16 protein-coding genes are annotated in these 24,637 nt (G+C 59.0%); 6 read left to right on the top strand and 10 right to left on the bottom strand.

Features of this window, described 5'->3' with window-relative positions:
* Position 1: 1 nt before the first annotated feature.
* Positions 2-841, bottom strand: a complete 840-nt coding sequence (locus AB4P96_RS17615) for a Ku protein (RefSeq protein WP_395599869.1) — start codon at positions 839-841, stop codon at positions 2-4.
* Between the two features lie 184 nt (positions 842-1,025).
* Between AB4P96_RS17615 and AB4P96_RS17610 the strand changes: the two genes are divergently transcribed.
* Positions 1,026-1,343, top strand: a complete 318-nt coding sequence (locus AB4P96_RS17610; RefSeq protein ID WP_099549844.1) for a hypothetical protein — start codon at positions 1,026-1,028, stop codon at positions 1,341-1,343.
* A 12-nt stretch (positions 1,344-1,355) separates the two neighbouring features.
* A complete protein-coding gene (locus AB4P96_RS17605) occupies positions 1,356-2,510 on the top strand; it encodes a PQQ-dependent sugar dehydrogenase (RefSeq protein WP_170038323.1) in 1,155 nt (384 codons plus the stop codon).
* 219 nt (positions 2,511-2,729) lie between these two features.
* On the opposite strand, the gene AB4P96_RS17600 is transcribed toward AB4P96_RS17605, so the two are convergent.
* Together AB4P96_RS17600 and AB4P96_RS17595 are read right to left on the bottom strand one after the other, a co-directional pair.
* Positions 2,730-3,209: a nuclear transport factor 2 family protein gene (locus tag AB4P96_RS17600; RefSeq protein ID WP_017135531.1), complete on the bottom strand. Its 480-nt coding sequence runs from the start codon at positions 3,207-3,209 to the stop codon at positions 2,730-2,732.
* Between the two features lie 54 nt (positions 3,210-3,263).
* A complete protein-coding gene (locus AB4P96_RS17595; protein WP_099549841.1) occupies positions 3,264-3,827 on the bottom strand; it encodes a TetR/AcrR family transcriptional regulator in 564 nt (187 codons plus the stop codon).
* A 125-nt stretch (positions 3,828-3,952) separates the two neighbouring features.
* Between AB4P96_RS17595 and pssA the strand changes: the two genes are divergently transcribed.
* Positions 3,953-5,296 carry a CDP-diacylglycerol--serine O-phosphatidyltransferase gene (pssA, locus tag AB4P96_RS17590; protein WP_017135533.1) on the top strand — a complete coding sequence of 448 codons (1,344 nt, stop codon included), beginning with the start codon at positions 3,953-3,955 and terminating at the stop codon, positions 5,294-5,296.
* Between the two features lie 363 nt (positions 5,297-5,659).
* Positions 5,660-9,517 (top strand): hypothetical protein, encoded by a 3,858-nt coding sequence (locus tag AB4P96_RS17585; RefSeq protein WP_395599868.1) that lies wholly within the window; start codon positions 5,660-5,662, stop codon positions 9,515-9,517.
* Between the two features lie 58 nt (positions 9,518-9,575).
* On the opposite strand, the gene efeO (AB4P96_RS17580) is transcribed toward AB4P96_RS17585, so the two are convergent.
* Genes efeO (AB4P96_RS17580) through efeU form a run of 4 tightly spaced genes read right to left on the bottom strand, consistent with a single transcriptional unit; the run spans position 9,576 to position 13,797 of the window.
* A complete protein-coding gene (efeO, locus tag AB4P96_RS17580; RefSeq protein ID WP_017135535.1) occupies positions 9,576-10,394 on the bottom strand; it encodes an iron uptake system protein EfeO in 819 nt (272 codons plus the stop codon).
* A 25-nt stretch (positions 10,395-10,419) separates the two neighbouring features.
* Positions 10,420-11,724: an iron uptake transporter deferrochelatase/peroxidase subunit gene (gene efeB, locus AB4P96_RS17575; RefSeq protein ID WP_017135536.1), complete on the bottom strand. Its 1,305-nt coding sequence runs from the start codon at positions 11,722-11,724 to the stop codon at positions 10,420-10,422.
* 14 nt (positions 11,725-11,738) lie between these two features.
* Positions 11,739-12,941 carry an iron uptake system protein EfeO gene (efeO, locus tag AB4P96_RS17570; RefSeq protein ID WP_177034621.1) on the bottom strand — a complete coding sequence of 401 codons (1,203 nt, stop codon included), beginning with the start codon at positions 12,939-12,941 and terminating at the stop codon, positions 11,739-11,741.
* 10 nt (positions 12,942-12,951) lie between these two features.
* The gene (gene efeU / locus AB4P96_RS17565; protein ID WP_099549836.1) at positions 12,952-13,797 is read right to left on the bottom strand and encodes an iron uptake transporter permease EfeU; all 846 of its coding nucleotides are present in this window, start codon (positions 13,795-13,797) and stop codon (positions 12,952-12,954) included.
* Between the two features lie 167 nt (positions 13,798-13,964).
* On the opposite strand from efeU, the gene AB4P96_RS17560 reads away from it, so the two are divergent.
* Together AB4P96_RS17560 and AB4P96_RS17555 are read left to right on the top strand one after the other, a co-directional pair.
* Positions 13,965-14,984 (top strand): AraC family transcriptional regulator, encoded by a 1,020-nt coding sequence (locus AB4P96_RS17560; RefSeq protein ID WP_017135539.1) that lies wholly within the window; start codon positions 13,965-13,967, stop codon positions 14,982-14,984.
* Positions 14,985-15,115: 131 nt separating this feature from the next.
* The gene (locus AB4P96_RS17555) at positions 15,116-18,541 is read left to right on the top strand and encodes a hypothetical protein (RefSeq protein ID WP_395599867.1); all 3,426 of its coding nucleotides are present in this window, start codon (positions 15,116-15,118) and stop codon (positions 18,539-18,541) included.
* A gap of 216 nt (positions 18,542-18,757) precedes the next feature.
* Here AB4P96_RS17555 and AB4P96_RS17550 read toward each other — a convergent pair whose 3' ends face one another.
* The 3 genes from AB4P96_RS17550 to mexE are packed head-to-tail and all read right to left on the bottom strand — an operon-like array spanning position 18,758 to position 24,606.
* Positions 18,758-20,173: an efflux transporter outer membrane subunit gene (locus AB4P96_RS17550; protein ID WP_099549834.1), complete on the bottom strand. Its 1,416-nt coding sequence runs from the start codon at positions 20,171-20,173 to the stop codon at positions 18,758-18,760.
* Complete coding sequence (locus AB4P96_RS17545; protein ID WP_017135542.1) at positions 20,170-23,349, bottom strand: efflux RND transporter permease subunit; 3,180 nt, start codon at positions 23,347-23,349, stop codon at positions 20,170-20,172. Before AB4P96_RS17545 ends, AB4P96_RS17550 begins: the two co-directional genes overlap by 4 nt.
* 15 nt (positions 23,350-23,364) lie before the next feature.
* Positions 23,365-24,606: a multidrug efflux RND transporter periplasmic adaptor subunit MexE gene (gene mexE, locus AB4P96_RS17540; RefSeq protein ID WP_200432711.1), complete on the bottom strand. Its 1,242-nt coding sequence runs from the start codon at positions 24,604-24,606 to the stop codon at positions 23,365-23,367.
* Between the last annotated feature and the right edge of the window lie 31 nt (positions 24,607-24,637).

Genomic DNA, 24,637 nt, shown 5'->3' with positions numbered 1-24,637 from the left:
CTCAAGAGGCCTTTTTGCTGGTTTTTTTCGCGGTCGTTTTTTTTGCTGCGGGCTTGCCGGCCAGGCTGCGCTTGAGCAGTTCGGTCAGATCGATTACATCGGCAGATTTGCGTTCTTCGCTGCCTGGCTGGCTTTCGACGTCTTCTATTTTGCCGGCCTTGGCCTTCTTCGCCACCAGCGCCATGATCTTTTCCTGGAAGCTGTCGCGGTATTCGTCCGGCTGCCAGTCGGCGCTCATGTCTTCGACCAGGCGCTTGGCCATGTCCAATTCGCCCTTGGCCAGGCTCGGTTTGGTGACGTCACTGCCCAGTTCCAGTTCGTCGAGGCTGCGCACTTCGGCGGGCCAGCGCAGCATCACCAATACCAGCGCTGATTCCAGCGGCATCAGCGCTGCCAGGTGCTGTTTGGTGTGCAGCACCACATTGGCCAGGGCGACCTTGGCGGTTTTTTTCAGGGTCTCACGCAGCAGCGCGTAAACTTTGCCGCCGCGTTTGTCCGGGGCCAGGAAGTAGGGCGTGTCGATGTTTTGCAGCGGGATCTGGTCGGCGGCAACAAAGGCAATGATTTCGATGGTCTGGGTCGACTTGGGGTGGGCCGAGCGAATCTCGTCTTCGCTGAGCACCACATAGCGGCCTTTCTCAAAGGCCACGCCCTTGACGATATTGTCTTTGGTGACTTCCTTGCCAGTCGTCTTGTTGATGCGCTTGTAGCCCACCGGGTCCATGCTGCGTTTGTCCAGCCAGTCAAAGTCAACGCCCTGGGAGGACGTGGCCGAGACCAGCGAGACCGGGATATGGACCAAGCCGAAACTGATGGCGCCTTTCCAGATTGCCCTTGGCATGGCTGCGGTTCCTTGAGAAGAGTCGGTGTTCTGGTGACTCGCAGGCTGGCGCAAAAGTTTCGGCGGACGGATGCGCGGACAGATCGTGTTACATCTGATGAGAAACTATTTAATGTCGAAAGCCGAACCCAAGGCGTAGCGTGTTATCGAAAGCACGTACTACTCGCCCCAATGAGGCTTTGTCATGAACAGCTGTGTGCGTTACCTCGCCGTAGTCGCGCTGGGCCTGGCCCTCGCGCCGTTGGCCCAGGCGCAGAACCTGCCCGGCAGCTACAACACCAATAACAGCCCAATCCATCGGGCTAACCCCAACAGCATGCAGGGCACCCAGCCCAATGCGCCGGCCGCCACCCGCGGGGTTCAACCCGCGCCGACCGGCCCTGCACCGACCGTGGAAAACGGCGGTATCGGCAATCGTTACCCGACGCGTAACGCGGCCCCGAGCCGTCCTGCCACTGCACCCAAAGCGCCCACTTACGATGCCAACGGCAATCGCCGGTAAGGACTCTGTCTTATGTTTTTACGCAAAACCCTGTTAGCCGCTATCTGCGCAACCCTGCTGCCCGTGACGGCCGTCATGGCGGCGGATGCCCAGCAGTTCCCCAGTGAGCAAGGCAGCATCACTGCCACCCCCATTGCCAAAGGCCTCGATCACCCGTGGGCCGTGGCGTTTCTGCCGGACAAACAAGGCTTCCTGGTGACCGAGCGCCCCGGCCACCTGCGCTTTGTCAGCCCGGACGGCAAGCTCTCTGCGCCGCTGACCGGCGTGCCGCAGGTGTGGGCCAAAGGGCAGGGCGGTTTGCTCGACGTGGTGCTGTCGCCAGACTTCAAGCAAGACCGCCTGGTCTACCTGTCGTATGCCGAAGGCGGCGGCGAGGGTGGCAAGGCCGGCACTGCCGTGGGGCGTGGGCGTTTGGCCGATGATTTGAGCGGGCTCAAAGACTTCAAAGTGATATTGCGCCAGGAGCCCAAACTGTCGACCGGCAATCACTTCGGCTCGCGACTGGCGTTCGACCGGGACGGCTACCTGTTTGTGACCCTGGGCGAGAACAATGACCGGCCGACGGCCCAGGACCTGGACAAGTTGCAAGGCAAAGTCGTGCGCATTTACCCGGATGGCCGTGTGCCGGACGACAACCCCTTTGTGGGCCAGCAGGGCGTGCGCCCGGAGATCTGGTCCTACGGCCAGCGTAACCCGCAGGGGTTGGCGTTGAACCCCTGGAGCGGAACGATCTGGGAAAACGAACATGGCCCGCGCGGTGGCGATGAAATAAACATCATCGAGCGCGGCAAAAACTATGGCTGGCCCCTGGCAACCCACGGCATCAATTATTCGCTGACGCCGATTCCGGAAGCCAAGGGCAAGGCTGTGGAGGGCACTGTGGAACCCCACCACGTCTGGGAAAAATCACCCGGCATCAGTGGCATGGCGTTCTATGACGCCGAGCGTTTCAAAGCCTGGGACCACAACCTGTTTATCGGCGCGTTGGCCAGCCAGGAGTTGATTCGCCTGCAGTTCGATGGCGACAAGGTGATCCACGAGGAGCGCCTGCTGGGCGGGTTGAAGGCACGGATTCGCGATGTGCGTCAGGGGCCGGACGGCTTCCTGTATGTGCTGACCGATGAGGACAAGGGCGTACTGTATCGCGTCGGCTTGAATCAGGACTGACAGAGGCTGATGGTCCAATGTGGGAGCTGGCTTGAAGGCCGCCAATTTCTCCTGTGGCGAGCAGGCTTGTCCTGCGTTGGGCTGCGAAGCAGCCCCTAACCCGGACGCCGAGTTTTTTCAGGAAAATTGCAGTGCCTTCACTCGGGCCGCTTCGCAGCCCAACGCAGGACAAGCCTGCTCGCCACAATAACCGGTTGTGTAGATACCTATGCGTGTGGCTTACAGGCCGAGGTCGGATAACCCCGGATGATCATCCGGGCGCCGGCCCAACGGCCAGTGGAACTTGCGCTCGGTTGCTTTGATCGGCAGATCGTTGATGCAGGCAAAACGGTTGGCCATCAGGCCGTTTTCGTCGAATTCCCAGTTTTCGTTGCCATAGGAACGGAACCAGTTGCCGGAGTCGTCATGCCACTCATAGGCATAGCGCACGGCGATACGGTTGTCGGTGAATGCCCACAACTCCTTGATCAGACGATAGTCCAGTTCCTTGGCCCATTTGCGCGTGAGAAAACCCTTGGCCTCTTCGCGGTTATGCGCGAATTCGGCACGGTTTCGCCACTGCGTGTCCAGGGTATACGCCAGCGACACGCGTTGCGGGTCGCGGGAGTTCCAGCCGTCTTCGGCCAGGCGCACTTTTTCAATGGCCGATTCACGCGTGAACGGTGGCAGCGGCGGACGTTGTTCTGCTGTCGATGACATGGGGCAGCTCCTATCAATACCAAGGTGTTGTCGAAAGTTGCTCAGCCTGTGCGTTCAAAGTCCTAATAACGTTCGCGCCATGCATTGCGCATTATCAGCTGCTGTTGAATCGCCCATGACCAGGGCAACGGTAATGGCGCCATCGATCAGAATCAGCAGGTGCGCTGCCTGCCGTTCGGGGTCGGGGGTGCCATGTGCTTTACACAGTTCGAGGGCGTACTCGAACAGTTTTTGTTTATGCGCCTTGGCCAGCAGGCGCACCGGGTCTTGCGCATCGCCGGTTTCGCCACTGGTGTTGATAAAGGCGCAGCCGCGAAAGTCTGCCGAGCCAAACCAGGCCTTGAGTGCGCTGAACAGCGCCAGCAGGCGCTCGCCGCTGCCTTCGCTGCGTTCCACTTCAGTGCGTAGCCACTGCATCCAGCGTGCGTCGCGGCGTTGCAGGGCGGCGATGACCAGCTCGTCTTTATTGGCAAAGTAACGGTAAATACTTTTGCGTGAGACGCCGGCGGTTTTCACCAGTAACTCCATGCCGGTGGCGGCGATGCCGTGCCGATAGATCAACTTCTGGGTGACGTCGAGGATAATGTCGCGGGTTTCGTTGCTGTTAATATCGTTCATGCAACAAACAGTAGAACGATCGTTCTTCATGGTCAATTAAATTTTTTCCATTGGCCACGACGAGACCTGAGCAGCCCCATGGTGTAAGCTCTGTGCCTCTTCGGATTCGACCCATTGCGAGCCTTATGCCGTCGTTCTTCAAACGCTCCCTGTTGCCCAAACTGCGTGGTTTCCCGCTGTCTCCCGATGCCATCGACGTGCTGTCCGGTGCCGCTGCGTACCGTCTGTGCCTGCTGGAAAAAATCGCCCAGGCCACACAACGCATCTACATCGTCGCGCTGTACTTGCAGCAGGACGAAGCGGGGCAGGAAATCTACGACGCCTTACACGCCGCCAAGGCGGCACGGCCCGAGTTGGATATCGTGGTGGTGGTTGACTGGTTGCGCGCCCAGCGCGGCCTGATCGGCGCCGGCAAGCAGCCGGGCAACAGCGCCTGGTACCAGGCCATGACCCACTCCCACGCCAGCGAAGTACCGGTGTACGGCGTGCCGGTGCAAACCCGCGAACTGTTCGGCGTGTTGCACCTCAAGGGCTTTGTGATCGATGACAGCGTGCTGTACAGCGGCGCCAGCCTGAACAATGTGTACTTGCACAAGTTCGACAAATACCGCTTTGACCGCTATCACCTGATCCACAGCAAGTCCTTGGCTGATTCGATGCAACACCTGGTGGAACACGGCCTGGTCGCGTCCAAAGCCGTGCATCGCCTGGACCTGCCAAACCTGCCGACCACCCGCAGCCTGCGCAATGACATCGGTGACTTGCGCAGCCGCTTGAAGCACGCGACCTACGACACCACCACAGGTTTGCTGCCCAATGGGCACTTGTCGGTCAGCCCGTTGCTGGGTGTGGGCAAGAACAATCCGTTGAACCGGGTGATCCTCGAACTCATTGCCAGTGCCCAGCATCAACTGACCATCTGCACGCCGTATTTCAACCTGCCGCTGCCGGTGACCCGCGAAATAAACCGCGCCCTGGCGCGTGGGGTGAAGGTCGACATTATCGTCGGCGACAAAACCGCCAACGATTTCTACATCCCGCCCAGCGAGCCGTTCAAGGTGATCTCGGCCTTGCCTTACCTGTATGAAATCAGCCTGCGCCGCTTCGCCAAACGCCATCAGCCGATGATCGACAGCGGCCAGTTGAACCTGCACTTATGGCGTGACGGCGACAACACTTATCACCTTAAGGGTATGTGGGTCGACCAGCGTTACACCTTGCTCACGGGCAACAACCTCAACCCACGGGCATTCCGCCTCGATCTGGAAAATGCCTTGCTGATCGATGATCCCAAGGGCGAGTGGCTGGCGCCGCGGCGCACAGAGCTCGCGCAGATCTTCCAGCACACCACGCGCATCGAGCGGTATCAGCAATTGCAGACCCTGGTGGAGTATCCGCCAGCAGTCGGCAAGTTTTTGCGCCGGGTCAGCCGGGTGCGGATTGAGCGGTTGCTTTACCGGATCTTGTAGGAAAGCGGACGCGTTACCGCAAACTCTCAGAAGGTCTTCGCCATCTTGAGAGTTTGCCTACACCCAGGTTCGTACATTTCTCTGTGGAACAGATCTAAGGGACGTGCACGCTGCCACTCGCTTGTGCGCACATACCTGCGCTCATTGAGTGGATCTCCCACCCGCAAGGGCTTGGTCGCCAGATGGTGGCCCACAACGGGCACATCCTTTCGGTGCCGGTTCAAGCGCTCAGGTTTTCACACTATTCCTCAGTCAATCGAGAAATTTCCTACTCTGCATCTCAAGAATTCTTAATATTTTCTTAACCGACTGTTTTTAGGGACGAGAACTCTCATCAACCCAACCGGTAGAGAGAATTTTTGAATGTCGACAAGCCTTGCCAAGGGTAGCGTTACAGTTGTCAGTCATCCCCACCTGTCTCAGATGCAGCTCCCCACGGGGCCTGCTGTAAAGCCTGCAACGCCTGACCCCGCTGTTTTGCCAATGATTGAAAACGGGCCGCCTGCAGGCGCACCCCGCCCGGTACGCGGACAGCTGACGCAATTCAAGTTTGAACCCGCATCGATACGCAAGACGCGCGAGGTTGCGTCTGAAAGTGACGCGCACGCCCCCGACGCTGAGCGCAAAACAGCGGTTTATCCCGCATTGGCGCAAGCAAAAAAAGCCGACAGCAGCCTGCAGAAAACCCTCACTCATCTGCTGACTACCCACAAACTGAACGCCGACCCGTTTCCTCCAGGTGCCTCGATAAGGCCCTTCATTGATGCCTACACTGAGGCGGTGAACGAGCCACAGGTGCAGGCCTGGCTCACATCCAAAGGCCTGGATCTATCAACTGCGCTTGTTTTCAGCGACAGGGTCGAAGGCACAGTGGTGGTTGACGGCAAAACAGTCGCGCGAACCTTCACGACCACCGACGGCTCCGGCTGGTGGGAGGTCAGCGCGAAAGTGAGTGCGGCAGTGAAGCAGTTGAAGCCGAGTGATATGGGTGTATTGCTGCCGGGCCAGCACACGGTCAAATTTCGCGATTTTAATGCGGTGCTTGAATTCTACGGTGTGGAATATCCGGCCCCTCAAATAGATGCAAAGGCGCTTGGGAAACGCCTGAAAAAACACGGCTGGCCGCCGATATCCGACCAGCATCGCGACCAGTGGCGCCGGCAGTATGAGCAGCTCATGCAGCACAACAGTGACATTGATGTGCGAACGCACCTCACCTCTCAGTTGCGAGGGTTGGTCAAGGACCGTGGGGAGGGTGATACGCCCACTCTGAGCGCGCAGTACGCCACCGTTTATCCTGAATCGACGCTGGCACACAAAAGTCATGCGCCCCGTGAACGTTTTGTTGAGTGGCTGGGCAGGCCGGCGTTCAAGGCTTTCATCGAGAGGTCCGGTCTGGGTGGTGCTGAGAGCGTTTACAGGATATCCAATGGAAGCCTTGAGATACGTGACTCGGCCAATCAATGGATCAGTGTTCAAGTCATTCTTGACCAAGAGATCTACAACGTTTCGATAGGTGGCAGCCCGGCCGAAAAAGCCGCTATCCACGCGCTCAATAACGACCTCCATCAACTGGTAGAGATGAGCAAGGCGACCGGGAATGCCCTGTACTCCCAGGCCGTTTATGACGTGCGGCAAGTACTGGCGTTTTCCGGGCTGGGAAGCCCCGAAACGGTTACGCAGATCAATTCGGCCATCAGTTGGCTGACCGCCAAGCTGCCACCCGCGCCAACGCAGGGTGACTATGCCCGTTTGTCACCTTATACATGGGCCCCTGGCGCGCTGTCGCCCGCTGACCTGAACGTGTTGAAGGCAGCGTCCAGCGGGCCTGGCTCGGTGTCCGAACTGTTCGCCAGCCATATGGCCCGGACAAATTTGCCCCGCGACCCTGACCTGCAACTGCAGCAGTTTTTCGACTCGCACGAGGCGATCATCAAGGCTCAGGCATTGGCGCAGCAGTTGAATATGGCTGAGGTTACCGGCGGCAAACAGCTGTCAAAGGCTACCCGCCATCAACTCCTGGCGGCCACCATCAAGGCCAGCGTCAATGCACAGATGCCTGGCAAGCCTGGGATGGTTGCGGGCTACGACATTTATCAGCCCAACAACCTTGGTCGTACCTTGGACGAAGTACGTGCTGACATTGAAGGCTTATTGAGAAAAAAGGGTGCCGACGTCAATACCGCGCCCTTGATCGCCCATATGTTGTTGGCACAGGCGGCCCCCGAGTTTCTGATCAAACCGGATCCTGGGTTATCGCCACAGGCACCTGAGGCGCTCAAGCTGTCTCCTGGCCAAGTCAGCGTGGGCTCGACCGCTTGGATGAGCCTGCGCCTGGGTTGCGCCATGGCGGAAAAACTCAGTGGGGCAGGCAGTTCGCGCGCATTGAACATCTCGGAGGCGCAAGCCCTTACCCGACTCGAACCCATGGGGCCGGAGCACGAGACGCTGATCAAATGCCTGGGGGCTGCGCCTCTGTTGGATTGGGCGGTGATGGCCGGTGTGTTTCCCAAAACCAGCGATGGGACTTATTCCGCAGGGGATTATCGGGCGGCCGCGCAAGCGTTTGCTGACCGCCAGAGCAGTACTGTCGCGGCCTTCCAGAGCCTGACAAGTGAGCCACCTTCGCAGACGAGCCTATTGATTGATCAATTGGTTCTGTTGTTTCCCGAAATGACGCGGGATGAGATCGCCAAGATCAAGTTGACGCTGGTGACCGACAAACCGTATGACGCCAGAAACGAGGGCCACCTGGAAACACGTACCCCGTTGTTGACCGAGTTGATCCTTGCCGGAGAACCTGAGGAGGACCCTTTTTTCGTGGCTCAGCAGTGGGTGAATACGCGACTTTTTGGCGAGAAGAAATACGCATTCACGCACCCCACTATCTCCCAGGAAACCTTTGAAGAAAGAATCAAGAAGCTTCCACGTATCAAGCCGCTGGTAGCGCCGGCAGTGGACCAATACCTGGCCGACAGTCGTCGCGCACAGGAAACGGTGATCAAACTGATGATCGCCAATGCACCGCTGGATGTACGCACAGGGTTGGAGTCCGGCGATGTGGAGATTTTCACGTTGCGTGAGGAAACCGGGGAATCCCTGGCCCAGGATCAGGGGAGCGACTCGAAGGTGGTCGAAAAGAGGGCCAAGCAGGGTGTGTTGTTGCGCTACAAGAACAAGGGGCCAGAGGGAGATTATACCTGTCTCGAAATGTTCCCGGGGTCCATGAAAGTGTGCAAGCGTAACTTGCTGTTCTCTACGCTAAAGTTGGACGGGGTGATTGAAAAGGGGACGGTCCCGTATGGTCCTTTTGCCAATGTACCTGCGGACTATCGCAAGGCAACACAAGTAGATTTTGACCTTCAGGCCTATCAGACAGGCAGCGAGCTGCGTCCCGGCGTGCGAACCAAGGCCATTATCGAAAAGTTCGGAGAGACGTTGCCGGGGCAGAATTCGTCGAGGTGGGCCAGCAGCACGCCAGGTGCTGTGCCTAACAGTTGGGCGTCGAAAAAAACCAACGATATAGCCAGGGCCATCGTCAACGCTACGTTCGATGTGAAGCGCGAGACGCTGTTGGAATACGCCAACGCGCCGACAACGCTACAGAGAAGACGCAGTTATCCGTTTGATTCCGGAAAGGTCTTTACCCGTGAAAACCTCAGGATGGTATTAAGCCTGATCCCATTTGTGGGGGCGATTGCCGATATCGCCGACGGCAACATTGGCGCAGGCTTGAAGGGGCTGGTGATCGACTTTACTTCCTTTGCGTTTACCGGTGGGTTACGTGGCTTTTTCAGTGGGTTCAAAACGGTTGTGCCGTTCGGCAGTCGTGCGTTTACGATGACCGCGCTGAAGGGTGGATCGAAAACGTTGCGCGGTTTGTTCAACCCGCTGGACGGGGTTTTTGATGTGCTCAGGATTGGCCCCAAAGCCCTGGGGGCAGCCAGGCAGGTGCTCAGAGGCGAATTGGTTTGTGTGGGGCCAGGCTTTTTTCTGACGACCACCGCCTTTGAGAAATGCCGTTGGGGGCTTGGGGCGTATGACGCGTTAGCCCCACGGCAGGAGGCCGGCGCTTACCCAGGAAGCCAGCTGGGCGTGAGTCGAAGTTGCCCGACATATGCGGTACAAATAGACACTAAATGGTATGCGATTGATCCGGTAACGCAGACACCCACTGGAGCGCCAATTGAAGACTTCAAGCCCGACGCACCGGTGAACTAAGCACCGATAAGCCCCGAGCCGTGCCTTGCGGTATGAATGCATGGCTCGGGGCTTTTAATCAGTTCAGACCCAACTTGCCGCGCAAGGTCGACAGGTCCTCAGCCAAGGTGTTGACCGGGCCCACCAGGGCCTTGCGGTCGGTTTCCTTGACCTTGTCGTAGGTCTCATAACCGCCGTCCTTGGTTTTGTACTTGGCCAGGATCTTGTCCACGGCGGCAAAGTTCTTGTCGACTTTGGCCAGGAAGACTTTGTCCTGCTTCTCGATCTGGCCACGGAACAGGTCGACGATTTTCTTCGCGCCGTCGATGTTGCCCTGGAAGTCATACAGGTCGGTGTGGCTGTAACGGTCTTCTTCACCGGAGATCTTGGTGGCAGCCACTTCTTCCAACAGTGCTGCTGCGCCGCCGACGACTTTTTCCGGCGGGAAGGTCAGGCCATCCACGCGGGTTTTGAGGTCGTTGACGTCGGTGTTGAGTTTGGCGGTCAGCGCTTCCAGACCTTTGGTGGTCTTTTCGGAGAACAGCACGTATTCGATGCGGTGGAAACCGGTGAAGTCTTCAGCGGTCACGCCTTTCTCGTGGTCGTCAACACGCGAGTCGATCGAAGCGTCGAGGTCGCTGAACAGCTCGGCGATCGGCTCGATGGACTCATAGTGCACGCGGGTCGGTGCGTAGAGCTTCTGCGCAGTGGCCAGGTCGCCTTTGTTGATGGCATCGGTGAACGCCTTGGTCTGGGTGACCAATTCGCCGATTTCTTCGGTGACGTAGATCTTGTAGTCCGACACCGGGCCTACCAGGTCCAGAGGCGCGGTGGCGGCGAAGGCTGCCAACGGTGAAAGGGTCATTAGCAACGACAACGCGATAGTCGACTTCTTCATGGGGCTTTTCCGCTCTGGGTTTGTTTTAGGTCTTGGCAGTGGTTTGAGAGTGCGTTGCAGCGAGCAGCGTGCGGCCAAGGAAGTCCTTAGGCCCCGTCACCCCAGGCAAGGTGAAGAAGTACCCGCCGCCAACCGGCTTGAGGTATTCCTCCAGGGGCTCGCCGTTGAGCCGGGTTTGCACACTGATAAAGCCTTTCTCCAGGTCAGCCTGGTAGCAGATGAACAACAGCCCCATGTCCAGCTGACCGTTTTTGTTGACGCCGTTGGAGTAGTTGAACGGCCGACGCAGGATCAGGTTGGCCTGTGTCTGCGGGGTGCGCGGGTTGGCCAGGCGGATGTGCGCATCGAGCTTGGTCAACTTGCCTTGCGGGTCTTTGCTGTAGTCAGGTACTTGGGTTTCTTTGTCGCCATCCATGGGCGCGCCAGTCGGTTTGATACGGCCGATGATGCTTTCCTGTTCCTGCAGCGGCGTGCGGTCCCAACGCTCGACGAAGTTGCGGATGATGCGCACGGCCTGGTAGCTGCCGTGGGCGGCCCACGCCGGTTCGTCGCTGCCGGGCTGCACCCAGACGATCTGGTCCATCGCCTTGGCATCGTTGGAGTTCGGGTTGGCCGAGCCGTCACGGAAACCGAGGAAGTTGCGTGCGCTCTGCGCCGGTTCACCGGGTTTGGCCGGTGCCTGGGGCGGTACGCTGCCTTCCTGTTTCCAGCGCACCAGCAGCAGGTCGGGCAGGTTCTTCACGATGTCGCGCAGGGCGTGGATATTGGTGTCCGGGGTGTTCGAGCTGAATTGCAGGCTCAGGTCGCCGTGACACTGCGCGGGTTCCAGCGCATCGTTGGGGAAGCCGACCATGCGGCTCAGGCGCTTGGGTTTGGCTGCCGCCAGGCCGAAGCGCTCATCGAACAGCGATTCGCCGACCGAGACGGTGATGGTCAGGTTATCCGGCGTGACCACCGGGCCGAGGATTCCGGAGTCGGTGGGCGGCAGTTTCGGGTCGACTTGCGGCACGGTGCCGCCGGTCATCAGAAACGCAATGCGCTCATTCAATGTGCGGAACAGGCGCTCCAGGTCTTCGCGATCGCTGGCCAGCACGTCGAAGGCGACGAGCATGCCGCAGGCCGGGCGCGGGGTGACGATGCCGGTCTGGTGCTGGCCGAAAAAGTCGTGGTGGTCCTGGGTCTTGTCACTGCGTGGTGCGGTGGTGACTTGCTCGGCTGCGGCGGCCATGGCCGGGCAGGTCAGGGTGCTGCCGGCAATCGCGGCACCGGTGGCGGCCATGCCCAGCAGGACACGGCGACGTTGCGCGGAAAACTGTTCTGAATCACTCATCTATTAGGTCGTCTTCACTGCAGGCCGGAAAGGCCAAGGGCGGGGTCGATTCCATCGAGTGCAACGGCCAGAGCCTTGGCCTTGTCGGCGATCTGCTTGCGCTGATCGGCCGTGACGCTGTCGTAGCGGCTGTACTGGCCGTCGACTTTAAAACTGTTGAGTTGGGCATCGAAGGCATCGAGCGCGCTGTCGATTTTTGGCAACAGGTCCGCCGCCGATTTGGTCAGCAATGGGCGCATCAGGTCGACCACCTTGCGGGCAGCCTCCAGGTTGGCAGCAAAACCGTTCAAGTCGATATGGCTGTAGCGTTCCTCTTCACCGCTGGCGGCACGCACATCCGCCAGGCTGTTGAGGTTGCGCACCACAATGCTGACCAGTTGTTCCGGCGGCAGTGATTGCGCAAGCAGCTGTTGCTTGAGGGTGGTGACGTCAGTGACCAGGCGCTCGGCGATCGGGCCGAGGCCATCGAGGCTGCGCTGCTGGAACAGGCTGTATTCGAGGCGGTGGAAGCCGCTGAACGCAGGGTCTTGCTCGCGTTTTTCGAAGTAATCGGCGCGGGCGTTGATCGCGTTGTCCAGCTCGGCCAGACGTTGCGCGGCGGGAGCCAGGCGCTGATACGCTTCACGTGCCGGCACATACAGCGCCTGCGCCTGGGCCAGGTCACCGGCGGCAATGGCTTGCTGCATCGCGGTCACGGCCTTGACCAGTGCACTGCCTTGGCCGCTCAGGTACACCCGGAACTCCGACAGCGGGCCGATAAACGCCACCATCGACGGTTTGGCCTTGGCCTGGGCATCGGACTCGGCGGTTGGCGTGACATGTAAGGTGCCGCGCGGGTTGCTCAGCAAGCCGCAGGTGATCGCATAGTCGCCGGGCAACAGGTTGGCGTTGATCACCTGGCTTAGGCCCGGCGCGATATTTTCGCGTTCTTCAATCACCAGCACGCCGTCGAGGATTTCCCATTCCACCGCGCGGTCGGAGCGGTTGATGATGCGAAAACTCGCGCGCCCGGCGGGCACGCTGATTTCATTCGGCTCGCAAGCGTGAGCGTGAATCGTCACGGCGATTTCATTGTGGTTGGTCTGACGCTTGGCGGCAGCCAATTGCGCGGCGTAATAAAACAGCGCACCGGCGGCGATCATCACCACCACCGAGCCGGCCACTGCCCAGCGCAGGGCGCGCGACGGCGGTGCCGGTTGAAGGGTTGGGTTGGACAAGAGACGGTCCTTAATGGCTGGAAACGGAAGAAGGTTTGGCGACAGGCTTGGCAGGGGCCGAGGGCAGGAAGAACATCACCAGCGCCACTACCAGATAAATTAGATAGGCACCCAGGGTGCTCACGGTCGGCGCTTCCTGGTAGCCGAACATCCCGGCGAGCACCGAACCCAACGGGCTGTCCATCGGCAGCACGGCGCTGAAGTCGAACAACACGGTTTGCAGGTGGTTCCACACCCCGGCTTCATGCAGCGCCTGCACCGAGTTGGCAAGAATGCCGGCGGCCACCACCAGGATGAACAGGCCGGTCCAGCGGAAAAACGCGCCGAGGTTCAGGCGCATGCTGCCGGTGTAGATCAGGAAGCCGACGATAATCGCCAGGATCAAGCCGAGCAGGGCGCCAATCGGGGCGCCCGGACCTTCGCTTTGCTGGAACACGGCGAGCAGGAAGAACACGGTTTCCAGACCTTCACGGGCCACGGCAAAGAACACCATGGCGATCAGCGCGATGACTTGGTGCTTGGAGCCGGCCAGTGCATGATCCAGGGATTCGTGCAGGGAATGCTTGATGGAGCGCGCCACCTTGCGCATCCAGAACACCATGGAGCTGAGGATGCCGACGGCTACCAAGCCGACGATACCTTCGAACAATTCCTGTTGTTTCTGCGGGAACTCCGCACTGACCAGTTCCAGGCCGCCACCTACCAGCAGGGCCAACGCAGCGGCCAGGAACACGCCGATCCACACGGCGGGCATCCACTGGCCACGGCCGGTCTGTTGCAGGTAACTGGCAATAATGCCAACGATCAATGCGGCTTCAATGCCTTCGCGCAGCATGATTAGAAAGGGAACGAGCATTCGGCACCGCATCAAGGCTGGATAGGATGCTAATTTGTAACATAATGATACTCATTACTAAACAGCCAATATTGACCTTTGCTGAACTGCGGCTGAACGGTGGTGGCGAATCGCAACCGCCCTTATGATGCATCCCATCTTTTGCAGCATTGAATAGCCCGATTCCCATGGCGGAAAAAGACACCATCTCTATCCATCTTGTGCGCGAAGCCTTGCTGCAGAGCTGCGCGCCCGGCACGGCCACGGTTGAAGCCTTGAGCAAGGTCGGAATAGACCCGGCGCTGCTCGAGCAGCCCGACGCTCGCGTGCCCGCCACGGCCTACGCACGCCTGTGGCGCTTGCTGGCGCGGCGCATGGACGATGAGTTTTTTGGCATGGACCCGCGCCAACTCAAGTCTGGCAGCCTGGCGTTCCTGTGCCGCGCCGCGATGGCGCAACCGAGCCTGGATGCCGGCCTGGAAACCGGCCTGGGTTTTTTGTCGCTGATGTTCGAGCAGATGCCTGCACAGCTGGTGCGCCAACAGAGCCTGGCAGAAATCGTCTTGCTCGAACCCGAACCCAAACGCGCGTTTACCTATTTCACCTATTGGATGATCGTCCACGGCGTGGCCTGTTGGCTGGCGGGTCGGCGTATCCCGATACTCGCCATTGAGCTGCGTTGCCCGCAGCCGCAATTCTGTGATGACTACCGCGTGATGTTCTCCGACAACCTGCGCTTTGATCGGCCACGCACGCGCATGATCTTTTCTGCCGACTGTCTCGACCTGCCGATCAAGCGTAGCCCGGAAGAACTCAAGCGGTTCCTGGCGCATGCGCCGGCCAACATACTGGTCAAGTACCGCGACCCGGCGAGCCTGGCCAATCGCATCAAAAATGATCTGCGCCATATGCCTGCCAATACCTGGCCCGAAACCGAAGGCTTGGCGGCCAACCTGTGTATATCGGCGTCAACCTTGCGTCGCCGCCTGGCAGATGAAGGGCAGACTTATCAGGGGCTCAAGGATAGCGTGCGCAAGGAACTGGCGATTGTCTGGCTTGCCGAGGCCGATATCAGTTTTGTTGAAATTGCCGTGCGCCTTGGTTTTGCTGATGTCAGCTCATTCTACAAAGCCTTCCGCAAATGGTCCGGCTCAAACCCAGGGCACTACCGCAGCCTGATTCTGAGTGACGCGTTGCCGTCTTTGTGACGCAGGCTCATGCGTTGATTAGCAGGAGGTAATGTGTACATACACTTGCTGCACTGCGCTTCAGAATAAGCCGATCCGTTTCGAAGGGGCGGCTCTCAGATTATTAGGCTCCTTTCTCTGGAGTACGTCTAATGAGCTTATCCCGTGTTGATACAGGCAACAGTGCGCTCTCACACCAATCAAATCCGTCACCCGGTGAGCTGAACCTGGCGACGTCAACCGGCCAAACGGACAAGCTGGCGGTTGCCGTTAAACCAACCGCTGAAGCTGACGCTGAACTGGCCACCCTGCTGAGTAGCGGGCACCAAGACGATTGGCGCTTTCAAGATTTGTCGCCAGAGACGTCGATTGGCAAATGGATGGGCCACTTTGTTGACGCGTGGAACGCGCCGTCCCTGCAGGCTTGGGTAAGGGCGCAAAATTTCGTGATGCCTAGGTTTCACATAGTGGGGTCCACCCTGACGGTACAAGCGCAAGATACCGGTAAAATCACTACATTTACCCCGTCTGATGGCAGCGGTTGGTGGCCGATCGGACGGCAGGTGATTGCCAGTGCTGCCATGCTTGATCCGCAAGCAAATGGCCTGAGCAACCCCGGAACCAGGCTTTTGCCCGCTGAGATTGCGGCGTTCTACGGCGTTCGCTGGCCCATCAACAGTACCGATGCCGACGCTCTCAAAGCCACCGGTTTTCCGGTAAAGCCTGTTGAGGAAGACCCCCTGCGGTCGCCTGAAATGCGCAAGCTGGCAGAGCGTGAGTTCATGGATGTAGAAAATGAAAGCGCATTGATAAATACGCTGCTCAGTAAGCTCAAGGACAAACCAGACAACGAGGACATCGACCTCAGAGCGATTTCCCAGGACATTGCACCGGGGTCGTCACTTGGGATTGCCAATCGCTCGGGGCTCAGAATAGTGAAGCGCTTGATGCGCGATCCTCTGATGGCACCCATCTTGAGCGCAAACCGCACAGGCGTGAATGCCCAGGTTCGGCTGGAGAATGGGCAGTTTATGGTCAGCGCCAACGGCACATCTGGACCGTGGCGCAACGTGACGGAGCAAGTTCTGGCCCATCCCACGCTCGCGCAACTGCTCGACAGTGCCATTCAGCAATCGGAAGCAACTGGAAAAATAATCAGATCACATTCAATCGGCGATGTATGGCAATTGCTGCGCTATGCAACGTCGAGCGAATTACCGGCCGTCATGACTGCCAGCGACTTGCGCAACATTGTGAATTGGAAACTCAACCCGCTACCACCAGAACCACCACTTGGCAGCTATGCCCGTAATTTTCTGGAAGATCAGCAATCACCTGATTCCCTGACCGAGGGGCAACGTATCAGAGTCCGCCGCTCAGCACCCGGCAACAACATACCCCCACAGTTGACACTGCTTGATTGCTCACCCAAACCCTGGGCAGGCCAGAGCCCGGTATCCATCCGCCAGAATGCCGACGAACTCATTAGCCAAGCGTTGACTCAAGGTGCAGGACTGAGGCGCTGTGAGCCCATTCTTGCTGCACTTAAAGACGACGGGGCAGAGGTGCGCGGGAAGGCTTCGCCAAGCTATCGCAAACAGCTGATCCTTACCCGTGATCTGCTGATCATAGATCCAACGCTGGGTACGCAGCGCAATCATATCGGCGGCTACAACCTGTACTCGGCATCAAACGCAGGAAAAACCCTGTTCGAGGTGCGTACTGAGCTTGAACAACACCTGGCCAGAGAAAAACAACTGCCCCTCGAGCAAGCCATACTGGTCACGCATGCATTGTTGTCGACCGTCGCCCCCGAGTTTCTGGTGAAGGGCGCGGATACTGTACGTGTGGGGACGTTGCCACTGGTCAGCCTGCGCGTCCACACGGCACTGGCGGAAATGGCATCTCAAGGCAGTTCGCGGCTGATGAGTGTAGAACAACTTGGCTCTCGTGCCTTACTGAGGCCGGTCTCGCCTGAACACGAACAATTGGAAGCAATGCACTGTGCCGGACCGATATACGATTGGGCCTTGGCCCAGGGGGTCGTGACCGAGGAGGATGATTACTCACCCACAGCGCTGAATGCCGCGGCAATTGCTTACAACAAGCGCGTGGAGGACACTGGGCTAGTGGCCGCCAGCCTTGATAAGGCCAGCTCATTACTTAAAGCCCGCACGCATGTAGGTGAACAGGAATTGGAGCGTGTTTGCCCTGGCCAGAGTGAGTTCTTTAGTAAAAGGACGGTACTGTTCAAGCCCAGTTCTTCAGTTGTTAACGCTGTACCCTTGAGCAACATTGCGAACTCAGCCATCAACGCGTGGAAACCTGATACCACTGTCCTTGGGCTTGCAGCGGGGCCTTGTTCAATCAAGGATTTATACTTGTCAGGCGAGTTGACGGCTGAAAATATAAACACGAAAGAATGGAACTTTATCAACCCTTCAGATAAAACCGCGTTCGAGGCATTGAAGAATCAACTTGTAAAGTTGAAGCCGATCGAAAGCGTGTTTCTATTGCCCGTCGTGCAGGGCATTACAAGCTTGGCAACCTATCAGGGCATTGCCACGAAAATGCTGATGAGCGAATTGCCTGTTGAAGACAGGCGAAGGTTAGAGTCTGGCGAAGTCACCGTCTATGGCGCTTCGACTCAAGAGGGCGACCTCAATCAAGAAGAGGCTCAGCAAAAAATCGGGCCTGTTCTATTTCTCAGAGATGCGTCGGGCGCCAAGTGTTATGAGTTTCTCCCTGGCTCTAACCGCTACGCAGAACGCGCGGAACTGGTCGACGCCATGACGTTTATGAGTGATTCGGGTACCGATTCCTTCGGGAAAATCATGCGCCGGCGCCTAAGCCCGACACTGCCGGTTGATATTGAGGTCGTCGCGCACTTTCCCGCGCCGCCTAAGCGTCAGGACGCATCAGCGGGCTTGCCCAATACCTATTCATCGACACGAACGGCTGAAATTCTTAGAGCCCTGCAACTGGAAAATTTGCTCGTCGACCCCTTGCTGCTGATGAAGCAAGCTGCAGGCACGACGTATAACGAAGCCGTTCAGCAGCGTTTGGATGCTATTGATAATTTCGTCATCAATACCCTGATTCCGTTCAAAGGCAATATCGAAGAGCTCGCCTCAGGCGATCGCCGTCGTGTTGCCGTGGGCGCTATTGGGCTGGGCTTGGAAATTGTAGGTGCTCTGTTTGTGGCCGCCAGTGCCGTCAGCGCGGTCGCAAAGGCAGGGTCGATAGCTGCCAAGTTAGCCGTTGCGGGTAAAGCAGTGCTGTCGATGTTTAATCTACCGGGGGCAGTGGCCGGCACGGCGAAATCCTTGTTTCGTCTCACCGCAATGGGCGTCAGAAGCGTGGGGGTGAACGTCCCTAAATCATTAGGGAAAGGACTCTCTGATTTCAGAAAACTGGTGTGTGGTAGCAAAAAAACCGCGACATTAATCAGGCTATCGCCACGCGAGCGTACGGGCAAAGAAGTCACTAACTTAGTGGGAAACATCGGATTGCCAAATACGGTTAACGGCACGATAGATTTTGCCCAGCAATCACCGCCCAAGGCGTCTGAAGGCTGAATCGTTTCTAAAACGTAACCACTGTTGTTTCGAGCAGGGATGCTCATCTCTCGCTGGTTTGACCCCGACTCTGCGCGCGCCCCGACAACTGTCGCCCTCCTGCACGACCGAGCTGAAAGCCTCACCTCAAATCATCAGCAAAAAAAAGCCCCGCGACCGAATGAGCCGCAGGGCTAAAAATTGGCTGGATGCGACCAACCAAAGGAGCTCGTTACATCACTTGCTGCTGGCGACGACCGTGTCCGGCTGCCAGCCACCGCCCAGGGCCTTGTAGATCGCGACGATGCCGCGATACAAGTCCACTTCGGCCTGGGCCTGGGAGTCTTCAGCCGCCAAGCGCTCACGCTGCGCATCGAGCAGCACCAGGAAGTCCACGGTGCCTTCGCGATAACGAATCGCGGCGAGGTCTGCGGCAGCGCGGCTGGATTCACTTTGACGAATCAGCGAGACCAGGCGCTGCTGGCGTTTGCCGTAATCACTGAAGGCATTCTCCGATTCTTCCAACGCCAGCAACACTTGCTGCTCATAGGTCGCCAGGGCGCCATCGGCTTCGGCATTCGCACCGCGCAACCGTGCACGCACGCTGCCCAGGTCAAAGGCGGCCCAGGTGATGCTAGGGCCAAGGGACCAGGCATTGGCGGCAGCCGAACCGATCTGCGAACCACGCCCGGCGGTAAAGCCGAGGAAGCCGCTGAGGCTGACCCGTGGGAACAGGTCGGCCTTGGCCACGCCGATACGCGCGGTGGCGGCGGCCAGTTTGCGTTCGGCGCTGAGAATGTCCGGGCGACGTTGCAGCAACTGGCCGGGGTCGCCGATCGGCAAGGCCTTGGCAATCGCCGGCAGGTCTTTGGGGCTCAGGTCCACGCTCAGCTTGTCGGGGCGCTGGCCGAGGAGGGTGGCGATGCGGTTACGCTCGCGCACTTGCTCGGCTTGCAGTTGCGGCACGCTGGCTTCAACGGCGGCCAGGCGTGCGTCGGCGCGTTCCACATCGAGCTGATCGCCCACACCGGCATCACGCAGGCTCACGGTAATGGTGCGAGATTCCTGCTGGTTCTTCAGGTTGTCCAGAGCAATGCGTTCACGCAATTGAGCGCCGCGCAGTTGGCCGTAGGCGTCTACCAGTTCGGCAATCATGGTGACTTGCAGTTGGTACAGGTCGGCTTCGGCGACCTGTTGGTCAGCATCGCTGGCTTCCAGGTTGCGGCGGATGCGGCCGAACAAGTCGACTTCCCAGGCCATGTCCAGGCCCAGGTCGTAGCGCTCACTGTTGACGCGCTTGGTGGTCTGGCCCGGGATCTGGCCTTTGCCCACGTCGCTGCTGGCGCGAGAGGTGACGACCGGCATGATGTCGGTGGCCACGTCATCACGGATGGCGCGTGCCGCCCGAAGACGGGCGAACGCCACACGCAGGTCGCGGTTACCGCTCAACGACTGGGTGACCAGTTGGTTGAGGGTCGGGTCCTCGAACTGCTGCCACCAGATGCCTTCGTACTTGGCGTGGTCATAGCTTTTGGTGTCGGCGGCGGCCGTGATATTGGCCGCCTCCAATTTTTCGGTTTTGTAGTCCGGGCCTACGGCACAGGCGCTCAGCGCCAGTACCAGCAAGCTCGGCAAAAATACTTTCACGCTCATTGCTGTGTCTCCAGCTTCAAGGCCTTGGCCGCTTTGCGTGCTTCGCCGCGCTCCACATAACGACGGATCAGTACGTAGAACACTGGGGTCAGCAACAGACCGAAGAAGGTCACCCCGATCATCCCGGAGAACACCGCCACACCCATGGCATGACGCATCTCGGCACCGGCACCGCTGGACAACACCAGAGGCACCACACCCATGATGAAGGCGAACGAGGTCATCAGGATCGGCCGCAGACGCAAGCGGCAAGCTTCCAGTACCGCGGCCAGCGGATCGAGACCTTCCTGCTGTTTATCCTTGGCAAACTCGACGATCAGAATCGCGTTCTTACACGCCAGGCCCACCAATACGATCAGGCCGATCTGGGTGAAGATGTTGTTGTCGCCACCGGAGATAATCACCCCGGTGATGGCCGACAGCAGGGTCATCGGTACGATCAGGATCACCGCCAGTGGCAGGCTCCAGCTTTCGTATTGGGCGGCGAGCACCAGGAACGCCAGCAGTACGCAGAGCGGGAACACGAACAGCGCGGTATTGCCCGAGAGGATTTGCTGATAGGTCAGGTCGGTCCACTCGTAGGTCATGCCGTTGGGCAATTCATCTTTGAGCAGTTTCTCAATCGCCGCCTGAGCCTGGCCGGAGCTGTAGCCCGGTGCGGCGTTGCCGTTGATTTCGGCGGTGATAAAGCCGTTGTAGTGCATCACGCGGTCCGGCCCCGAGGTGTCGCTGACCTTGATAAAGGTCGCCAGAGGGATCATCTCGCCCTTGTTGTTACGCACTTTCAGCTGGCCGATCTGGTCTTCATCCAGGCGGAACTGCTGGTCTGCCTGCACGTTGACCTGGTAAGTACGGCCAAAGCGGTTGAAGTCGTTGGCATACAACGAACCCAGGTAGATCTGCAGGGTGTCGAAGATGTCGCTGATCGCCACGCCATGGGTCTTGGCTTTTTCGCGGTCGATGGCAGCATCGACCTGCGGTACGTTGACCGTGTAGCTGGTGAACAGGCCGAACAATTCAGGCGTGGTGCGGCTCTTGGTGATGATGTTCTGCACTTCCTTGTACAGCTCGTCGTAACCCAGGTTGCCACGGTCTTCGATTTGCAGGCGGAACCCGCCGATCGTACCCAGGCCCTGTACCGGCGGCGGTGGGAAGATCGCCATGTAGGCTTCCTCGATGCTGCTGTATTTGCCGTTCAATGCACCGGCAATTGCGCCAGCAGACATGCTCGGGTCTTTACGCTCATCGAAGGGCTTCAAGGTCACGAACACGATGCCGCTGTTCGGACTGTTGGTGAAGCCGTTGATCGACAGGCCCGGGAAGGCGACGGCGGCTTCCACGCCGGGTTGTTTCAGCGCGATGTCAGACATGCGCTTGATCACGTCTTCGGTACGGTCCAGGCTCGCGGCGTCCGGCAATTGCGCAAAAGCCACCAGGTACTGCTTGTCCTGGGCCGGTACGAAACCGGTTGGCGTGTGGGCAAAGCCCAGCCAGGTCAGGACCATCAGGCCGGCGTACAGGAACAGCGCGATACCACTGCCGCGAATCACCCGGCGTACGGTGCCCACATACCCATGGCTGGCTTTCTCGAAGAAGCGGTTGAATGGGCGGAACAACCAGCCACCCAACAGCTTGTCGAGCACCTTGGAGAAGCGATCCTTCGGCGCGTCATGGCTGCGCAGCAACACGGCGGCCAGGGCAGGGGACAAGGTCAGCGAGTTGAATGCCGAGATCACCGTGGAAATGGCAATGGTCAACGCGAACTGCTTATAGAACTGACCGGTCAAGCCGCTGATAAAGGCCGCTGGAATGAACACCGCACACAGCACCAACGCGGTCGCGATGATCGGGCCGGTTACTTCGCTCATGGCCTTTTCGGTGGCCGGGAACGGTTCGAGTCCCAACTCGATATTTCGCTCGACGTTCTCCACCACCACGATGGCGTCGTCCACCACGATACCGATGGCCAGTACCAGGCCGAACAGCGACAGTGCGTTGAGCGAGAAGCCAAACAAGTGCATCACCGCAAAGGTACCGATCAACGATACCGGCACCGCCACCAATGGAATAATCGAGGCGCGCCAGGTTTGCAGGAACAGGATCACCACCAGCACCACCAGAATCAGTGCTTCGAACAGGGTGTGAACCACCGCCTCAATAGAGCCACGCACGAAGATGGTAGGGTCATAGACGATGCTGAAATCCATGCCTTCCGGGAAGCTCTTTTTCAGCTCCGCCATCTTGGCGCGTACTTCGTTGGAGATCTCGATGGCGTTGGAACCTGGGCGCTGGAAGATCGGGATCGCCACCGCCGGCTGGTTGTTGAGCAACGAGCGCAGCGCATACTGGCTGGAACCCAGCTCTACCCGTGCAATGTCTTTAAGGCGGGTGATTTCACCGTTGGCGCCGGAGCGGATAATGATGTTCTCGAACTCCTCCTCCGTCACCAGGCGGCCCTGAGTGTTCACCGACAACTGGAAGCTGGTGGCATTCGGTGCAGGTTGCGCACCCAGGGCACCGGCGGCCACTTGACGGTTCTGCTCGCGAATGGCGTTGACCACATCGGTGGCGGTCAGGTTGCGCGAAGCGGTTTTGTTCGGGTCCAGCCATACACGCAGGGAGTAGTCGCCCATGCCGAACAACTGCACGTCACCCACACCGCCCAAACGGGCCAACTCATCCTTTACGTTGAGCAAGGCATAGTTGGACAGGTAGAGCATGTCGTAACGCTTGTCCGGCGAGGTCAAGTGCACAACCATGGTCAGGTCAGGGGAAGCCTTGTCGACCGTAATACCGATGCGCGTCACTTCCTCAGGCAGCTTGGGCTGCGTGCGCGTCACACGGTTCTGCACCTGCACCTGCGCGTTATCCAGGTCGGTGCCCAGGGCGAAGGTGATGGTCAGGGTCAGCTTGCCATCGGCAGTCGACTGCGAGGACATGTACAGCATGTTCTCGACGCCGGTAATGGCTTGCTCCAACGGAGCGGCCACGGTTTCACCGATGACTTTGGGGTTGGCGCCCGGGAAGTTGGCACGTACCACCACGGTGGGCGGCACCACTTCCGGGTATTCGCTGATCGGCAGTTGGAACAGCGAGATCGCACCGGCGATCAAAATCAACAGCGACAGCACCGCTGCGAAGATCGGCCGCGAAATGAAGAACTTGGAAAAATTCATCTTGAGTTGTATCCCTTAACCGCGTGGAGTCGCGACGGCTGCGAGCTTGGGCGCGGCTTTATCCGGCGCCACTTGCTCCAGGTTGCTGGCTTCAAGCGCTTGTCGTTGTTGTGCCAAGGCGGCGAGGGTTTCCTTGCTGGCCATCGGGATCGTTTCCGGCGCAACCGGCGAACCCGGGCGAATGCGCTGCAAGCCCTTCACGACGATGGTGTCGTCCTTGTTCAAACCGCTGCGCACAATGCGCAGGCCTTCGATCTTCGGCCCCAGTTCCACCGAGCGATAAGCCGGCTTGTCGCCGTCCATCACCAGCACGAACTTCTTGCCAAGGTCGGTGCCCACCGCTTCGTCGTTGATCAGCACGGCGGAGTAGGTGCCGCTGCCGACCAACTTCAAGCGGGCATACAGGCCCGGGGTGTATTCGCCCTTGCTGTTATCGAACACGGCGCGACCACGGATGGTGCCAGTGGCCGGGTTGACCTGGTTGTCGACGAAGTTCATCTGGCCCAGGTGCGGGTTGCCGGTTTCGTTGGACAGGCCCAGGTACACAGGAGTGGTCGCGCCACGGCGGCCTTCACGGGCCAGCTCGGTGTACTTGAGGTACACGCGCTCATCGGCGTCGAAGTAGGCGTAAACCTTGTCGGTGGAAACCACGCTGGTCAGCGGCGTGGTGTCGGCGGTCACCAGGTTACCGGCAGTGATTTCGGCACGGCTGACGCGGCCACTGATCGGCGAGGTCACGCGGGTGAAGCTCAGGTTCAGCTTGGCCAGGTCCAACTGCGCCTGGATCCCGGCGACAGCCGCGCGAGCCTCCTGGGCGGCAGTGGTGCGCGAGTCGGCCAGTTCAGCGGAGATCGCATTGCTCTGGCGCAGGCGTTCGCCACGTTGCGCTTCATTATCGCTACGGCTGGCGGCGGCTTTGGTTTGTGCGAGCTGGGCTTCGAGGCGGCGCACTTCAGATTGGAACGGGCGCGGGTCGATCTGGAACAGCAGGTCGCCTTTCTTCACCAGCGCGCCTTCGGTGAAAGCCACCTGGTCGATCTGGCCGGACACGCGCGGACGAATCTGCACGGTTTCTGGCGCTTCCAGGCGACCGGTGAATTCGTCCCACTCGTTGACCGGTTGTTCCAGCACTTTGGCCACACTGATTTTCGCCGGGGGCATGGCGGCCGCTTGATCCGGGGTCTTGCCGCAGGCGCTCATCACCACCACGGCCAAAATCGCCAAGGGGAAGCGCAAGTGTTTGAGTGACTGTTCCATGAGGTGCATCCGCCAATGTATTTGAGATGGG

The organism is Pseudomonas sp. B19125, assembly GCF_044218855.1.
Classification (GTDB): Bacteria; Pseudomonadota; Gammaproteobacteria; order Pseudomonadales; family Pseudomonadaceae; genus Aquipseudomonas; species Aquipseudomonas edaphica.
The sequence above is the reverse complement of the archived record's forward strand: the minus strand, read 5'-3'. Positions and strand labels throughout refer to the sequence as shown.

Bases quoted from the DNA above. Each gene is read 5' to 3' on its own strand.
- efeU (WP_099549836.1), bottom strand. From the start codon at position 13,797: ATGCTCGTTCCCTTTCTAATCATGCTGCGCGAAGGCATTGAAGCCGCA.
- AB4P96_RS17550 (WP_099549834.1), bottom strand. From the start codon at position 20,173: ATGAGCGTGAAAGTATTTTTGCCGAGCTTGCTGGTACTGGCGCTGAGC.
- AB4P96_RS17605 (WP_170038323.1), top strand. From the start codon at position 1,356: ATGTTTTTACGCAAAACCCTGTTAGCCGCTATCTGCGCAACCCTGCTG.
- AB4P96_RS17610 (WP_099549844.1), top strand. From the start codon at position 1,026: ATGAACAGCTGTGTGCGTTACCTCGCCGTAGTCGCGCTGGGCCTGGCC.
- AB4P96_RS17595 (WP_099549841.1), bottom strand. From the start codon at position 3,827: ATGAACGATATTAACAGCAACGAAACCCGCGACATTATCCTCGACGTC.
- efeB (WP_017135536.1), bottom strand. From the start codon at position 11,724: ATGAGTGATTCAGAACAGTTTTCCGCGCAACGTCGCCGTGTCCTGCTG.
- AB4P96_RS17600 (WP_017135531.1), bottom strand. From the start codon at position 3,209: ATGTCATCGACAGCAGAACAACGTCCGCCGCTGCCACCGTTCACGCGT.
- AB4P96_RS17615 (WP_395599869.1), bottom strand. From the start codon at position 841: ATGCCAAGGGCAATCTGGAAAGGCGCCATCAGTTTCGGCTTGGTCCAT.
- mexE (WP_200432711.1), bottom strand. From the start codon at position 24,606: ATGGAACAGTCACTCAAACACTTGCGCTTCCCCTTGGCGATTTTGGCC.
- AB4P96_RS17555 (WP_395599867.1), top strand. From the start codon at position 15,116: ATGAGCTTATCCCGTGTTGATACAGGCAACAGTGCGCTCTCACACCAA.
- AB4P96_RS17585 (WP_395599868.1), top strand. From the start codon at position 5,660: ATGTCGACAAGCCTTGCCAAGGGTAGCGTTACAGTTGTCAGTCATCCC.
- pssA (WP_017135533.1), top strand. From the start codon at position 3,953: ATGCCGTCGTTCTTCAAACGCTCCCTGTTGCCCAAACTGCGTGGTTTC.
- AB4P96_RS17560 (WP_017135539.1), top strand. From the start codon at position 13,965: ATGGCGGAAAAAGACACCATCTCTATCCATCTTGTGCGCGAAGCCTTG.
- AB4P96_RS17545 (WP_017135542.1), bottom strand. From the start codon at position 23,349: ATGAATTTTTCCAAGTTCTTCATTTCGCGGCCGATCTTCGCAGCGGTG.
- efeO (WP_017135535.1), bottom strand. From the start codon at position 10,394: ATGAAGAAGTCGACTATCGCGTTGTCGTTGCTAATGACCCTTTCACCG.